A 15,528-nucleotide genomic window follows, 5' to 3' on the forward strand; every position below is an offset into this window, starting at 1 on the left:
CTCCGACTAGACGATCCTCACGTACCCGTCCTTGCGAGGCTTCGGCTCGGGCGCAGGGCCGTCGCCGTAACCCAGGATACAGTTGGCAACGCCCACGTAATCGCCGTCGAGACCCCAATCCTTCAAAAGCGCTCGACCCTCGTCGGTCTCGAAGACCTCCTTGGCACGATAGATGAAGCACGAGTCGACCCCGACGGCATGCGCCGCATTCAGAAGGTTGCCCGCCACAAGACAGGCATCTTCGAACCAGGTAGGCGCAGCACCCCTATGGCCGAAAACGATAGCAACCGCAGGAGCCCCGTAGAAGGGATCGATGTCACGTCCCATCACCCCTGCGTTGAGGGCGGCCACCTTGTCCCTGACCTCCTTGCTTTCCACCAGCACGATCACGGGCGACTGGGCTCCCATTCCCGTAGGCGCATAGGTCGCAGCCTCCAGGATCGCGTCAAGCTTCTCGCGCTCCACGGGCCTGTCCGCATAACCCCTCACCGCACGCCGAGTCTTCAGGCTTTCGATAACCGCGTTTTCCACCATCATAAGCCTCCGTTCTTCTTACGCGGAGCATTTCGCTCCACCGCTTTCACTCCTTCGCTCAACCCTCAAGTTTCCTCGACTCGAATATAACGATCCCGCCGCATCGATTAAATAGCCAGATGCGAGAATCAGATCAATTAAGAGAACGACCATTGCAAGACCACGAATCATCGATATCGGGCTTCTTCGCGCAGACTCATGGAAGAGCGCAGGATCAAAGTCGATAGAAGAAGATATACTTTAACGATACCTTGCAAAAGCGCAAAAGCGAGAACTTTGCGGGCGCAAACTGTAAACGAAAGGGTTCGGGATGACGGAACTTGTCTCCGCCGAGATATCTCTCAGCACCGAAGGACTCGCCGAATGCGAGTCTCTGGACTTAATCAACCGGAAGCTCTCGGATGTCGAAGAAAACCTCAAGCGCTACACATGCACCGCGAACAGAGACGATTACGCATTCGCGGTATTCAGCGGACTATTGGCGGGAGCTATGGACTCGCTGATCGTCGGAGAAACCAAAATCGAAGCTGCGGACATCAGCCTTTCGCATCGCCAGGTGAACCAGTTCATCCAGCAGTTCGCAGGACAGAAAGAGGGCGACGGGGGCAGGCTCGTCGATGCCATAAAAAACCTCGAATCGAGTTACGAGGTCCCTCAAGACAACATCTGGAAAGGCAAGAGCATAAGCGTTTCTGCTAGCAACCACCACCTGGCGGATCTCGCGCACCACCCCACTCCAATCGGCCTTCTGGCCGCGATGGCCGTCCAGTTCTTGAGGGTCGGAACGTTTGTGGACAGAAACGGCAAATGGCACTTCGTGATGGTTGGAACAACGGCAAAGGACGTTGCGCAGATTCTGATTCCTGTCGCGATCACGGGAATGCTGAACTGGATAGTCTCGCTGGCCGAGCACGCCTACGAGGAAGAAGCAGCGGAGCAAATGCCCGAGGCCGTTCGCAGACTGGCAAGACTTGCGGCCTCCGCACCGATACTTGCCGAAGTGGCGAGATGCGCGACTAGGTGGTTCGGGCATCTCGTAAGCGACATGGGAGGCTCCAAGAACACTCCCGGCGGAGGCATGGGCGTACCCGGAGTTCTCGTTTCGCTCTTACATGAGGTATCTTCGCTTCCCCGCCTAAAGGACAGCGGGTTGCCCGGAATGGTCGATCAGCTTTACACGAAGCAAAGAATCGACTTACGTCGCGAGATTCCGCTGTACAAGGCCGCCGCAAAGCAAACGCTTCCCGTGCTGTTGAACGAGGCGTTTGTGCGCACGGGCTTTTTTCTCAGCCGACTGGCCAGGGAAGCATCCTCCCACGACGATCTTGCCGACATCGACTGGAGCCATATCGTTCCCATTGGGAACAGGACGGTCGACCGAATGCTCGCCATCTCGTCTATGACTTTCAGTATTGCGGACACAGCGGATGCCGCCACTCGCGCGGCTATGGAATCAGGGGCGAACTGGATTCTGCTAGCGGGAAGAATGACGGCTCGCATCAACTATGTCGGAGCGGGTCGCGCTACAATAGCGATCGCAAAGGAGATCGACAACGAATCGAAAGAGACGAAGCTTCTCCACGAAAAGATGGTTCTGTCAGAAACGAGGGCGGCAATCTTCATCAAGCAGCTCCGGAAGTTCGAGAAAAACTTAGAGCAGCAAGTCGGCGACTACATAATCGACGATCTCGAAGCGTTTGCAAACGGCATGAACGACATGGATCGCGGCATTGCAGAGAAAAATGCCGACTTCGTCATCAAGGGCAGCGTCGCGATACAGAAAGCTTTGGGCAGGGATACCCAATTTGCAAACAAAAGAGAGTTCGAAACGTTAATGGGATCGGACGACGCTCTGATCCTCTAATCTTCAGGAGGTGGACATGGGTCTTGAGAACCTGAAAAAAAGCTTCGACGGGGCAATTACGGCAGCGGCGAACGCCGCGAGCGATGCGACCTCTATTGCTAAAAAGAGCATCCAAAGCATTGACATCAGCGATGCGAAAAAGGTTCAGGAAAAGGCCGCCGCCGCCCTGCAGAGCGCCAAAAATACGGCTTCCGACTTCGCCGAGAACGCGGGGGCTGCAGTTTCTGATCTGGTAGCTCGCACAACGAGCGACGAAAACGAAAGGATCAACGGCATAGCCCTTCAGGATGACCACATCTCGAAGATCGGGGCAACGCGGATCCTGTACTACCTCATGGCCGCCGACGGAGATGTCAAGCCGGAGGAATTGGAGAAATTCGACCTGATCGGAAATGCCCTGCTGCAGAACTACGCGCAGATCAGGGATTCGCTCCTGCAGCAATGCGAAGATGCGACTTCCAAAATCAACGAAAACGATAGTCGAACCGACGCGATCAACGACCTTGTCGACAAGGAGATAGAAACAGCGGAATCATCGGACGACGATCTCATGGATCCATCCCTTCTTGTCTGGAACATGCTTGTCACCGCAATGAGCGATCAAGATTACGCCGAGCCGGAAATCGAAATTGCCAGCCATGCCGCCACATCTCTCGGGATTAGGCGAGACCGGTTCGCCGAACTCGAAAACAGCGCATTCGCGCTTTCCGATCTCGAGCGCGAGGCTTGCTGGCTCAAGACATCCGGCAGGCCGTATTCGCAAGTTGCCCCTCTCGTGGCCGAAGTCGAGAAGCGTCAAGAAATCATATTCAAAAGCATTCGCGACCTCATCGCTCTCTAAGGAGGATACCATGCCTTTGCCAGTGTTCTTCATCGGAGCCGCGGTGGCAACCGGTGGAGCCGGAGTCGTCAAATCAGTTAAAGCAGGCATCGACGCCCGTACCGCGACAAAAATGAACGAAGATGCAAACGCCCTCGTCGAGTCGACCACGGCTCGGCTTAACGCGCATCGCGAATCATGCGGAACCGCGTTGTCCAACCTAGGTGAAGAAAAGGTGTTCGTCCTCGAGAACAGCATGAAGACATTCCTGGACACATTCACGAAATTGAAGAACGTCGACTTCAAGGAAACAGAGGGTCTTTCAGAGCTCTCTAAGATGCGCATTGATGAGAAAGAGTTCGACGAGCTCAAGTCCATGGTGAATTTCGCGGCATCGCTTACCGGCGGCGCAGTTGCCGGAACAGCCGGCGGCGCACTCGTTGCCTTCGGAGCGTACGGCGCAGCACAGGCTCTCGCCTGTGCATCAACAGGCACCGCCATCGCATCGTTGAGCGGAGCAGCGGCAACCAACGCCACGCTCGCGTTTTTCGGCGGCGGATCGATTGCTGCGGGCGGCCTGGGAATGGCTGGAGGCACAGCCGTTCTAGGCGGCCTGGTTGCCGGCCCCGCTCTACTCGTCCTCGGTCTCGTTGCAGGGCGCACAGCTGACAAGGAGCTTGATAAAGCTCGCACGAACAGGGCAGAGGCGATGCAGATCGCTTCGCAACTGGAAACAGCGATCCTGCAATGCGAGGCCATCCGAGGCAGGACCTACTTGTTCTACAACCTGATCGCGAGACTTGATGCTCGCTTTTTGCCGCTTGTCTTCGAGATGGAAGACAACTTCTCGAAGCAAGGCGACGATTTCAGCTCGTACGACGACGAGGCAAAGCGCATCGTTGCATCGTGCGCAGGAGTCGCCGTGGCAATCAAGACCGTTTTAGACACGCCGATGCTTACCGACGATGGCCTGCTGACCGACGAATCGGAAGCGACCGCAACAAACGTGACGAGAGTCCTCCATGAAAAGGGAATCGCCCTCTGAACAGCGGCAATGCGAAGGCGCAGCGACAAGCACACAAAAGGAGAAGGACACCGCGGCGTTCGACGGGTCGAAGGCAGCCGCAGGCGCATGCCCCGCCCATCGAACGCTACTGGGCGTCCGTAACGCGAATCTCGTATTCGGCGCCGAGCTTCTTGCCGACTCCTTCCACATATTGGCGCAAAAGCATCTCCGCCCGATCGCGCGCTTCCCTCATCAGCATCTCGTTGCCCTCGGCGCTCTCCCTCATCTTGTCTTGCGCCGCAGCGTACGCCTCAGCCTGATCGACGGATGTGATCGAGGTCAGCAGGCCCGTGTCGCTGTAAACATCGGAAAACGTGCTCTCGTCCGCATCTGGAACGCCAAGAACCTGCGCCTGCGGAATAACGATCGTCACCACGTTGTTCTCGTCGGGGCCCTCGATGCGGACCTTCGACACGTCGACGCCAAGCTGCATGGTTCCGTCGTACTCGAACCACGCCTTCTTGTAGCCGACGTTGATGCCGAACAGCATGTTGGTTCCGTCGTTGTAAATCTCGGCGACGTTGTGGTACACGCACTTGATCGTAGCCAGCTCGGCGATCTTCGAATACCCAGAGAAATCAGGGGGCTCTTCCTCCTTGCCGCACCCGACAAGGCCCGCGAAAGCGAGCACGCCGGCAAGCGCAAGGCAAACGAAGCGTTTCCTATTCATCGGCCGCAACCTCCTCGCTGTACTCGGAAATAGGCTTGAATTCAAGCTTCAGATCGTCGCCGAGCAAATACTTCGTGAGAGCCGACACGGTATCCTGCAGGCTCGCGTCAGCCTCTCTCCTGATCTCGTCCCTGTCCACGTCCGACGCTGCATCCTCGCGGCACAGGGCGATGACGTCCTTCATGTCCGCAGTTGCGTTCTCGGGGAGATAGCCGAACTCCTTGTGATCAAGCTGCGGCTCGCCGATCTCCGCCTCGGGAAGGTACGCAGTCGCAACCCCGTTGTCCCTATCGACGCGAAACTCGATATCGACAAGCTTGTAGCTCGCGCGAACGTGCGCCTGGTACTTGACCCGATAGTCCACCCGATCCTGCCAAAGGAACGTGCTGTGCTTCTCCGCGATGCCGTGGTACACGTAGTCGATGGTCGAGAGGTTGTCGATGTCGACGGCGGACTTCAGATCGGACTCTGTAACGTACTGGTTCTCATCGTCGTCCATGACGTAAGGCAGGACGAAGCCGAAGATCGCAATCAACGCAACTAGCAACCCCACCGCGATCGTCACTGTCACTTTCAGGGGAAAGCGCTTTGCAAATCGTCCCAACGCTTTCCTGGAAGCCCTGCGAGATTCCTTCTTCCGACTACGTTCTTCCGCCTCGATTCTCGCGGTGCGCGCTTGCTCTAGGCGAATCTCGCGCTCCTCCGCTTCGCTCGCGTCGAAGCCGCTTGCCCACCCCGTTTGCGTTCTTCCAAAATAAACCCTCGCTCGAATAATCAGTTTTCAGGTTCGGTATAATTCTATCAGCACACAGAGCGCCTGACGAAGAACCTCCGGAGGGAGAATCGATGAAACTAGGCAAACCCGCAACAGCAGCCCTGATCGTCTTGGCAGCAGTCGTCGTTCTCGTTCTTCTAGCAAGCTCGATGGGTATTCTGTCCATCAGGTTGTAAGCCGAAGCCTGTGGGTGATGCGCTCCAACGGAACGCATCGAAGCTTACGAACTCGCGGACAATATCAGAACACCGCCCGTTCGCCACGGAATGCTCATCGCCCCGAGTATCATACGAGACTCCGAGCATCTGTCGACACAGCGCTTCAGCCCTTGTCGATGCTTCGCTTTCCCCGATTTGTTGCCCTCTTGTAATCTTGCAGTATAATGGCGAAGCGCAAAATCGAATCCAACCGCATAGTATTCGCTTGCGTTCCGCCCGGTCGATCCGGGCGGAACGCTTTTTCGCGCGCACCGAGCAGAAGCGACGACATGGAAGAGCAGAGCATTGCAACGCGACAAGATCAAACCGATACTTTTCAGCATCATCAAGCACACCGACAGCGAAGAGCTCAAACGACAGCTTCCCAAAGACGTCGTTTCGGGCGTCATGGTGGCCGTGGTGGCGCTGCCTCTTTCCATCGCGCTGGCCATCGCTTCGGGCGTGAGCCCTGAGCAAGGCCTTTACACGGCCATCGTCGCCGGGTTCCTCATCGCGTTCCTCGGCGGCAGCCGCGTGCAGATCTCGGGCCCCACGGCGGCGTTCGCCACCATCGTTGCAGGCATCGTGGCAACCGACGGCATGGACGGCCTCGTCGCAGCCACCGTCATCGCCGGCGTGCTGCTCATGCTGATGGGCTTCTTCAAGCTGGGATCGCTCATCCGGTTCGTTCCCTACACCATCACCACGGGCTTTACGGCAGGCATCGCCGTGACCCTCGTCATCGGTCAAGTCAAAGACTTCCTCGGCCTCGCCTTCCCCGCCGGCGCGCCCACGGTCGAGACTATGGACAAGCTGCAGGCCGTCGCCCAAAGCATCGGAACGGCCAACTGGCAAGCGTTCGTCGTGGGAGCGGTCTGCCTCGCCATCCTGTTCGCCTGGCCTAAGGTCAGCGAACGCATCCCCGGATCCCTTGTCGCGCTCATCGCGGGAATCGCCCTGGTCAGCGGCTTCGGCATGCAGGTGAGCACCATCGGCGACCTGTACGTCATCAGCAGCGACCTGCCCGAATTCCGCATTCCCCAACTCAACGTCGACCTGCTGGCCGACCAGCTTCCCAACGGCATCACCATCGCCATCCTGGCCGCGATCGAATCGCTCCTGTCCTGCGTCGTCGCCGACAGCATGATCAGCTCGCACCACCGCAGCAACATGGAGCTGGTTGCGCAGGGCGTGGGCAACATCGGCTCGGTGCTGTTCGGCGGAATCCCCGCAACCGGCGCCATCGCGCGCACCGCCGCGAACGTGAAGAACGGAGGCAGAACGCCCGTCGCCGGCATGACCCATGCGCTCGTGCTGCTGATCGTCCTCGTGTTCTTCATGCCCTATGCGGCCCTCATCCCCATGCCGACCATCGCGGCCATCTTGCTGCACGTCGCCTACAACATGTCGGGATGGCGCAATTTCGCACACTTGTGCAAGACGGCCTCCCGAGGAGCGGTGGCCACGCTGCTACTCACCTTCGCGCTGACCGTCGTGTTCGACCTGGTGGTGGCGATTGCCGTGGGCATGCTGATCACGGTCGTCCTGTTCATGAAGATGGTGAGCGAGGAGACCGAGGTTCGCGGCTGGAAATACTACTGCGACGAGGATTCCGAGGTCACGCACCTGCGCGAACTCCCTGAAAGCGTGCGCGTGTACGAGATCAACGGACCCATGTTCTTCGGCATGACCGACCGCATATCCGACATATCGGTGAAATCCTTCACGAAGTACCTGATCATCCGCATGCGAGGCGTGCCATCGCTCGATTCGACGGGTATGAACGCGCTGGAGAATCTCTACGGGTACTGCCGCGAGAACGGCGTCAGCCTCATCTTCTCGCACGCCAACGAGCAGCCGATGAAAACCATGCGCCGCGCGGGTTTCGTGGACATGGTGGGAGAAGACCATTTCCGCAGCAATATCGACGATGCAATCGCTTACGCGCGCAAGCTGCTGGACGAGGAGGGGGAAACGGCATCGGCCTAGCTTTCAAATGCCCGCCACGACGACGGAGGCCGAACCATCCTTACGACGTAAGCTCCCGATACGCGAAGCAATCGACCACGTGGTCGTTCACTATGCCGATGGATTGCAGGTAGGCGTAGACGATGGTGGAGCCGACGAACTTGAAGCCGCGCTTCTTGAGATCCTTGCTGATGCGATCGGAGAGCGGCGTGGTCGCCGGCACGTCGGCCTGGGTTTTCCAGCGGTTCACGATAGGCTCGCCATCCACATAGTCCCATATGAACGCGTCGAAGCTTCCGAACTCGCGGGTCACGTCCAGAAACAGCTTCGCGTTAGTTATGGCCGCGTCGATCTTGCGGCGGTTGCGCACGATCCCCTCGTTCGTCATAAGCTCTTCGACCTTCGCCTCGTCGTAAAGCGCCACCTTGGCGGGGTCGAAGCCGTCGAACGCTTCGCGGTACGCCTCGCGTTTCTTCAGGATGGTCAGCCACGAGAGGCCCGCCTGCGCGCCCTCCAAAACCAACAGCTCGAACAGCATGCGATCGTCATGGGTGGGCTTTCCCCACTCGTTATCGTGGTAGTCGACGTACACGGGCACGTCGCCCGCCCACGAGCACCTGCGCTTCTCGTCCATGGCGCCTCCTAGCGAAACGTCATCCGGTATTCCAGCACGGCACGCTCCCCGGGCGCAAGCGTGCGCACGCCGGGCTTCTCGGACAGCTCACGTGGGGAGAAGCGTGCGTCGGGCAGCGCGGACCAGGGCTCTATGCACAGGTATCGGGCATCGTCCTGGCCGGCCTTCGTCCAAATGCCCAGATAGGGAAAATCGGAAAACTCCACCGTCACCTCGTAGCCGCTCTTCGAGCTGCCTAGCGTCGCGACGCTGCCGGGAACGTTCTCCAGCACGACGGTATCGATGCCCAACTGCTCGGGCGTCCTGGTCAAGCGGCCGTCTTCCAGCGGCACTTCGATCTTCGGCAGCGTCAGTATCCCCGCCTCGTCCATCCCGAACATCTCGAGCTTATCGATGTCCTCGAAGCGCACGAAGCAATCCACCATGCGCTCTCCCGGCATCAAGCGCGTCGCGTACGCTTCGTGGCCGCCCAGCTCGAACGGCATGGGAACGTCGCCCAGGTTCTCAACGGTGTGCGACTTGACGATCGAGGAACCCTCGAGCGAGAAGTCGACGGTCAACCGGAAATCGAAGGGATAGACCGCCCGGGTCTGCCTGTCGGACGCCGTCTCGAAACGGACGCGCGCGCCCGACTCCTGCTCGGCGGCAAACAAGCGGTCGCGGCAGAAACCGTGCATCGGCGCATCCACGCGCCGGCCCCCGTTCGCGTACCAACCGTCACGCAAGCGCCCGATCAGCGGGAACAGCAAAGGAGCCCGACGACCCCACACCGCAGGGTCGCCCGACCACATGCGCTCGACGCCGCCGCATACGACGCTCTGCAGCTCCGCGCCCACGGGCGAGATGATCACGGACAACGCGCCGTTCTCCAGCACGAACGTCGACAGCTCTTTCATCAGCACTCCTTACACCGCCCACACGGGAAACGCCCACACCTGCGAGACTATGGGGAAGGCATCTTCGGTCATGCAGAGGATGCACCCCATCCCCACTTCGCGCTTGAAAGCCCGCAGCTCTACAGGAACGTCGTCGAACGTCACTGGATCGATGGCGTTGAGATTGCGGGCGTCCTTCTTGCTTGGCGACGCGGTCTTCTTCACCTCTATCGGAAAGAGCACGCCATCCTGCTCCAAAAGCATATCGATTTCCTTTTTGTCGTTCGTTCTGAAGAAATGCAGCGGAGCTCGCCTGCCCGCATTGAGGAAGCTCTTGTAGACCTCGCCGAATGCGTACGTTTCGAAAATCTGCCCGCTCATGGCACCGACCTCCAACGCCTCGGGACTGCTCCACCCGGAAAGATACGCCGCAAGACCGGTATCGAGAAAATGCATGACGGGCTGCTTGCTCAATCGTTTTAGGATGTTGTTAGAGTACGGCTCGACCACCTTCACCAGGTAGGAACTTACCAGCAACGAAAGCCACGTCTTCGCAGTCTTCTGATCGATGTCCGCAAGCCTGGCGAGTTCGGCGTACACCACCGGCCTCGACGTGAGGGCAGCGCATGCCGCCATGAAACGCCTGAATTTGAGCTCGTCGCCCACCTGCGCGAGATCCCGGATGTCGCGCATGATATACGTATCCAGATACGACTCGTAACCGCCCGCACGCAAATCGTCGGGCAGGGCACGGATGCCGGGCAGCGAACCCGCGCATATCTGCCGATACGCTTCCGACACCCCGAAGGGCTTCGCCATATCCACGCGCCGCATGAAGTAGTCTGCGCTGGGCAGATACGGTTCCGAGGGGGTGCCAGCCACCTCGGAATGCGAAAGACCGAGCATTTCCACGATGCCGACGCGGCCGGCCAGGGACTCGGACACGGCTTTCATCAAGTGCAGCGGCTGGGAACCAGTAATCCACACGGATCCGCAATCATCGCGCTCGTCGACGATCATCTTGATATACGGAAGAAGCTCGGGGGCCTTCTGTATCTCGTCAATCAGAACAGGCGGACGATAGCGCTGCAGGAAAAGCGCCGGATCTTCCTTCGCCGTCTGCAGAATTGCCGTGTTGTCAAGCGTTACGTAAACTCGGTCGACACCGCTCTCGGCCTCTTCCTCCATCAGATGCTTGAGCATAGTCGTCTTGCCGACCTGCCTCGGTCCGGTCACGGCAACTATTTTGAAGTTCTCGGAATAGCGTCTCACCAAAGGTTCAAGCGCTCGTTCGATGTACATGACAACCTCATATCTTCTCAAATCTGGAATATACTACCATTTTTGAGAAATTTTAACAGATGAAGCCAACCTGTCTTCTCGAAACCTTGAGCCGTAGCAGCGTCGTTACGTTCCCGAACCCTGAGAGACGAGCTTTCCTACTCCTTTTCCGCCAAGATGCCGCACCGATAGGCTTCCAGCAGCTCTTCCAAGTCGGCTATCTGCTGCTTGAGCACCGAGCCGTTGTCGGTGTCGGCCACCAGCGTGCGCTTGTCGACCAGCTCCACCACCTTGCGCGACGAATGGATGTCCAGCTCGTTCACCACGGCGGCGCGCATCGACTCGAGCGGCTCGTGAGCCGCCAGCACGAAGCCGTAGGAGTTCGAGATCAGCGTGTAGCCGGCGATGCCGGTGGTGGGCTGGTAGGCTTTCGAGAAGCCGCCGTCGATGGTGAGCACGCGGCCGCCGCACTTCACCGGATCCTCGCCGTCCTTCACCTTCACCGGCACGTGCCCGCACACGATGCGCGACGTCTCGGGATCCATGCCGAAGTCCTCGAAGATGCCGCCCATCACGCGCTCGTCGTCGAGATAGGAATAGAACGAGTTCTTGACCTCCTTGCGCGCCTCCTTCTCGGCGATCAGGTACAGCTCGAACGTGGCCATCTTGCTCTTGGCGAACAGGGGCGATCCCTCGCCCAGCCACATATACCACAGAAGGTCGCGCCCGCGCTTGGCGAGCTCAGGATTGGCGTCGTCGAACGCCGCGCGCACGTAGCGCTCCATGACGTCGTACAGCGCACGGCCCTTGTACGTCTCGCCGAACACCTCCGTCTCCATGAGGGAGCCGTCGGCGTTCAGCGGCACGCACGCGTGGAACAACAGGTTGCCGTTGCATATCTTGTACAGGCTGCCCGCGTCCAGGAAGAAGCGCATATGGCGCTGCAGCTTCTCGCAGCCCGTGAACGCCTGCTCGAGGCGCTGCATGACGTCCTCCTCCTCGGGCGTCAGCCGATAAGGGTCGGCCGGATCCACCGTGGGGAACACCGTGTCGGTCAGCTCGTATTCGATGCCGTCCAGCATCACCGTGCCGCGCTCGTAGTCGATCTTGTCGAGCAGCTTGCGACCCTCCAGGCCGAAGCCGGGGTTCTCGTCGATGAGCTGCGCTTCCACCTTGAACTGGATGATGGCCATGGCCTTCTGGATCTTGACGTTCATCTCCAGCTCCTGCGGCGGGAGATCCGGATTGCCTTTGAGGCCGAAGGCGACGCACGGATCGTCCTTGTACGCTTCGAGCGCGAACGAGGCCAAGGGCAGGACGTTGATGCCGTAGGCATCCTCCAGGATGGACAGGTTGCCGTAGCGCGCGCAGTTGCGCACGACGTGCGCGATGCAGCCGCGCTGGCCGAGCGAGGCGCCCATCCACACGATGTCGTGGTTGCCCCACTGGATGTCGAGGGAGTGGTGCTCCATGAGCGCGTCCATGATGATGTGCGGATACGGCCCGCGATCGTAGATGTCGCCGACGATGTGCAGGCGCTCGATGGCCAAACGCTGGATGAGCAGGCACAGCGCCTCGACGAGCGCGCCGCCGCGATCGGTGCGGATGACGGCGTCGACGATGGCGGCGTAGTAGGCCTGCTTGTCAACGCCGTGGCGGTTCTCCGTCATCAGCTCCTCGATGATGTAGGCGAAATCCTTCGGCAGCGCCTTGCGGACGCGCGAGCGCGTGTACTTCTGCGCGGCGCGCTTGCACACGGCGACGAGGCGCTGCAGCGTGACGGCGTACCACGCTTCGGCATCGTCCACCTGCGACAGCACGAGCTCCATCTTCTCGCGCGGATAGTAGATGAGCGTGGCCAGCGAACGCTTCTCGTTCTCGCTCAGCGAATCGCCGAACACGTCGTCGATCTTGAGCCGGATGGAACCCGAGCCGTTCCTCAGGGTGTGGGAGAACGCCTCGTACTCGCCGTGGATGTCGGAGGCGAAGAACTCGGTCCCTTTCGGCAGATTCAAAATGGCGCTGAGGTTGATGATCTCCGCCGAAGCCTTGTCCGCAGAGGGAAACAGCCGGGATAGAAGTTCCAGATACCGCATATCGGTCGCGTCCACGATACAACCTCCTCGTCGAATTCTACAGCATGGCGCTCATTCTATACTATCCCGTCCGAGCGGGCTCGAATGCCGCGAAGAAACCGATCGGCGCGCCCCGTCGGCAAAGCGTTCGCTCGGCGACATCCGGATGCGCGAAGACGCATGGCCGATCACTCCCACGTCTTCCACACGTCGGGAGCGTAGCCGACCGTGGCCTGCTTGCCGTTGCGCACCACGGGCTCGGCCAGCACGTGCTGGTTCTCCAGCAGCTTGTCGAACTTCTGATCGGGCGACAGGTACGCGAGCAGCGACACCGTGTCGGCATCCTTCGCCTTCGGATCGACCAGCGCGTCGATGCCGCCGACCGCTCGGGCGACCGATTCCAGCTCGCCTTTGCTCATCCCCTTCTCCTTCAGGTCGATGAACTGGAACTTCACGCGCCGCTCTTTGAAGTAACGCTGCGCCTTCTTCGTGTCGAAGCTCTTCTTCGTTCCGAACACCTGGATATTCATCGCGCTCCCGCTTTCCGTCCGCTCGTCTATAATGACTGAACACGTTATCACCACCCGAAGCCAAAAGCGAGATGTTCACCCATGCCATCCATCCAAACCACCATCGCCCAGGAGCTGAACCTGACCGCCGCGCAGGTCGCGGCCGTCATCGACCTCGTAGACCAGGGGAACACCATCCCGTTCATCGCTCGCTACCGCAAGGAGGCCACTGGCGGCATCGACGATGCGACGCTGCGCGATCTGGACGAGCGCCTGACCTACCTGCGCAACCTCGAGGCTCGCAAGGACGAGGTACTGCGCGCCATCGAGGAGCAGGGCAAGCTCACGGCCGACCTGCGCGCGAAGATCGACGAGGCCACGGTCATGCAGCGCGTCGAGGACCTGTACAAGCCTTACCGGAAGAAGCGCGCCACCCGCGCCTCGAAGGCGCGCGACGCCGGGCTCGAGCCGCTCGCGCTGCTCATCCTCGCGCAAGGCCGCAGCGCCAAGGATCCGCTGGCCGTGGCCGCCGGCCTCGTGAACCCGGAGGCGGGATACCCCACGCCTGAGGATGCGCTGCAAGGCGCGCAGGACATCGTGGCCGAGGTCGTCGCCGACGACGCCGAGCACGTCGCCTGCCTGCGCGCGGCCACCAAGCGAAGCGGGGCCCTGTCCGTCGAAGCCGTCGACGCGTCCGAGAAGACCGTCTACGAGGCGTACTACGACTTCTCCGAACCTCTGTCGCGCATCCCCAACCACCGCATCCTCGCCGTCAACCGCGGCGAGAAGGAGAAGAAGCTCAAAGTGAAGGTGCGCACCGACGCCGATGCGGCCACGGGCCTGCTGGAGCGCCGCATCCTGCGCGGCGACGGCCCCTTCGCAGCCCTTTTGAAAGCCGCAATCGCGGACGGCTACAAGCGCCTGATCGCGCCGTCGGTGGAGCGCGACCTGCGCGCCGAGCTCACCGAGCGCGCCGAGACCGATGCCATCCGCGTGTTCGCCAAGAACACCGAGAGCCTCCTGCAGCAGCGTCCCGTGCGCGGGGCGCGCATCATCGCGCTCGACCCCGGCTACCGCACGGGCTGCAAGGTGGCCGTGCTGGACGAGTACGGCAAGCTGCTCGACCACACCACGGTCTACCCCACCCCGCCGCGCTCCCAGGTAAAGGAAACGCAGGCCCAGCTGGCCGCCTACGTCGAGAAGCACCGCATCAACGTCATCGTCATCGGCAACGGGACGGGCAGCCGCGAAACCGAGGAGGTGGTGGCCGACTACATCGCCCGGTCGAAGGCGCCCGTGCGCTACACCATCGTGAACGAGGCCGGCGCCTCGGTGTACTCGGCCTCCAAGCTGGCAAGCGAGGAGTACCCCGACCTCGACGTCACCACGCGCGGCGCCATGAGCCTGGGACGCCGCCTCCAGGACCCGCTGGCCGAGCTCGTGAAGATCCCGCCCCAGGCCATCGGCGTGGGCCAATACCAGCACGACCTCAACCAGGCGGCGCTCGACCGCGCGCTGACGGGCGTGGTGGAGAACGTGGTGAACCGCGTGGGCGTGAACCTCAACACCGCCAGCGCGAGCCTGCTGGGCTACGTGTCGGGTATCAGCGCCGCAGTGGCCAAGAACATCGTCGCCTACCGCGAGGAGCACGGCGCGTTCACCGACCGGGGTCAGCTGAAGAAGGTGCCGAAGCTGGGCGCGAAGGCCTTCCAGAACTGCGCGGGCTTTCTGCGCATCTCGGACGGCAAGAACCCGTTGGACGCCACGAGCGTGCACCCCGAAAGCTACGCCGTCGCAAACGAGCTGCTCAAGCGCGCGAAGGTGAAGCCCGAAGCGCTCGCCGACGGCGGCGTCCCCGACATCGCGAGCCGCCTCGGCGACGTGGACGCGCTGGCGGCCGAGCTGGGCGTTGGCGCACCCACGCTGCGCGACATCGTCTCCGAGCTGGAAAAGCCGGGCCGCGACCCCCGCGACGACGCGCCGGAGGTCGTGTTCAGCGAGGGCGTGCGCGACTTCGACGACCTGACCGTGGGGATGGAGCTTACCGGCACGGTGCGCAACGTCGTCGACTTCGGCGCGTTCGTGGACGTCGGCGTGAAGCAGGACGGCCTCGTGCACGTCTCCAAGATGGCCGACCGCTTCGTCAAGCACCCGAGCGAGGTGGCGGCGGTGGGCGACACGGTCACGGTGTGGGTGACGGGCATCGACAAGGATCGCGGCAAGATCTCGCTGTCCATGGTGAAAGGCAAGGCGTAGGCGC

Annotated in this window: 13 protein-coding genes; 5 read left to right on the forward strand and 8 right to left on the reverse strand. The window is 60.7% G+C overall.

Features of this window, described 5'->3' with window-relative positions; genetic code table 11:
* Positions 1 to 6: 6 nt before the first annotated feature.
* Positions 7 to 537 carry a nitroreductase gene (locus tag GT590_RS05460; RefSeq protein ID WP_009608563.1) on the reverse strand — a complete coding sequence of 177 codons (531 nt, stop codon included), beginning with the start codon at positions 535 to 537 and terminating at the stop codon, positions 7 to 9.
* A gap of 307 nt (positions 538 to 844) precedes the next feature.
* Between GT590_RS05460 and GT590_RS05465 the strand changes: the two genes are divergently transcribed.
* The 3 genes from GT590_RS05465 to GT590_RS05475 are packed head-to-tail and all read left to right on the forward strand — an operon-like array spanning position 845 to position 4,263.
* Positions 845 to 2,398, forward strand: a complete 1,554-nt coding sequence (locus GT590_RS05465) for a hypothetical protein (RefSeq protein ID WP_114557647.1) — start codon at positions 845 to 847, stop codon at positions 2,396 to 2,398.
* Between the two features lie 16 nt (positions 2,399 to 2,414).
* Positions 2,415 to 3,239, forward strand: a complete 825-nt coding sequence (locus GT590_RS05470; RefSeq protein WP_114557648.1) for a hypothetical protein — start codon at positions 2,415 to 2,417, stop codon at positions 3,237 to 3,239.
* A gap of 10 nt (positions 3,240 to 3,249) precedes the next feature.
* A complete protein-coding gene (locus GT590_RS05475; RefSeq protein WP_009608581.1) occupies positions 3,250 to 4,263 on the forward strand; it encodes a hypothetical protein in 1,014 nt (337 codons plus the stop codon).
* A gap of 106 nt (positions 4,264 to 4,369) precedes the next feature.
* Here the strand turns inward: GT590_RS05475 and GT590_RS05480 are convergent, their stop codons facing one another.
* Together GT590_RS05480 and GT590_RS05485 are read right to left on the reverse strand one after the other, a co-directional pair.
* Positions 4,370 to 4,954, reverse strand: a complete 585-nt coding sequence (locus GT590_RS05480; protein ID WP_114557649.1) for a DUF4230 domain-containing protein — start codon at positions 4,952 to 4,954, stop codon at positions 4,370 to 4,372.
* Positions 4,947 to 5,525, reverse strand: a complete 579-nt coding sequence (locus GT590_RS05485; protein WP_256273664.1) for a DUF4230 domain-containing protein — start codon at positions 5,523 to 5,525, stop codon at positions 4,947 to 4,949. Before GT590_RS05485 ends, GT590_RS05480 begins: the two co-directional genes overlap by 8 nt.
* A gap of 707 nt (positions 5,526 to 6,232) precedes the next feature.
* Here GT590_RS05485 and GT590_RS05490 point away from each other — a divergent pair.
* Complete coding sequence (locus tag GT590_RS05490) at positions 6,233 to 7,915, forward strand: SulP family inorganic anion transporter (RefSeq protein ID WP_114538107.1); 1,683 nt, start codon at positions 6,233 to 6,235, stop codon at positions 7,913 to 7,915.
* Between the two features lie 40 nt (positions 7,916 to 7,955).
* Here the strand turns inward: GT590_RS05490 and GT590_RS05495 are convergent, their stop codons facing one another.
* The 5 genes from GT590_RS05495 to GT590_RS05515 form a co-directional block, all read right to left on the reverse strand.
* Positions 7,956 to 8,528 (reverse strand): DNA-3-methyladenine glycosylase I, encoded by a 573-nt coding sequence (locus GT590_RS05495; protein WP_114538108.1) that lies wholly within the window; start codon positions 8,526 to 8,528, stop codon positions 7,956 to 7,958.
* 8 nt (positions 8,529 to 8,536) lie between these two features.
* Entirely contained in the window at positions 8,537 to 9,424 is an 888-nt protein-coding gene (locus GT590_RS05500; protein ID WP_114519752.1) for an aldose 1-epimerase family protein, read from the reverse strand.
* A 9-nt stretch (positions 9,425 to 9,433) separates the two neighbouring features.
* Complete coding sequence (locus GT590_RS05505; protein ID WP_009304382.1) at positions 9,434 to 10,705, reverse strand: ATP-binding protein; 1,272 nt, start codon at positions 10,703 to 10,705, stop codon at positions 9,434 to 9,436.
* A gap of 137 nt (positions 10,706 to 10,842) precedes the next feature.
* Positions 10,843 to 12,795 carry a fructose-bisphosphatase class III gene (locus tag GT590_RS05510; protein WP_009304383.1) on the reverse strand — a complete coding sequence of 651 codons (1,953 nt, stop codon included), beginning with the start codon at positions 12,793 to 12,795 and terminating at the stop codon, positions 10,843 to 10,845.
* 152 nt (positions 12,796 to 12,947) lie between these two features.
* Entirely contained in the window at positions 12,948 to 13,289 is a 342-nt protein-coding gene (locus GT590_RS05515) for an arsenate reductase family protein (RefSeq protein WP_009304384.1), read from the reverse strand.
* Between the two features lie 81 nt (positions 13,290 to 13,370).
* Between GT590_RS05515 and GT590_RS05520 the strand changes: the two genes are divergently transcribed.
* Positions 13,371 to 15,524: a Tex family protein gene (locus GT590_RS05520; protein ID WP_114519753.1), complete on the forward strand. Its 2,154-nt coding sequence runs from the start codon at positions 13,371 to 13,373 to the stop codon at positions 15,522 to 15,524.
* Positions 15,525 to 15,528: the final 4 nt, after the last annotated feature.

The organism is Eggerthella sp. BIOML-A1 (assembly GCF_009875595.1).
Taxonomy (GTDB): Bacteria; Actinomycetota; Coriobacteriia; order Coriobacteriales; family Eggerthellaceae; genus Eggerthella; species Eggerthella lenta.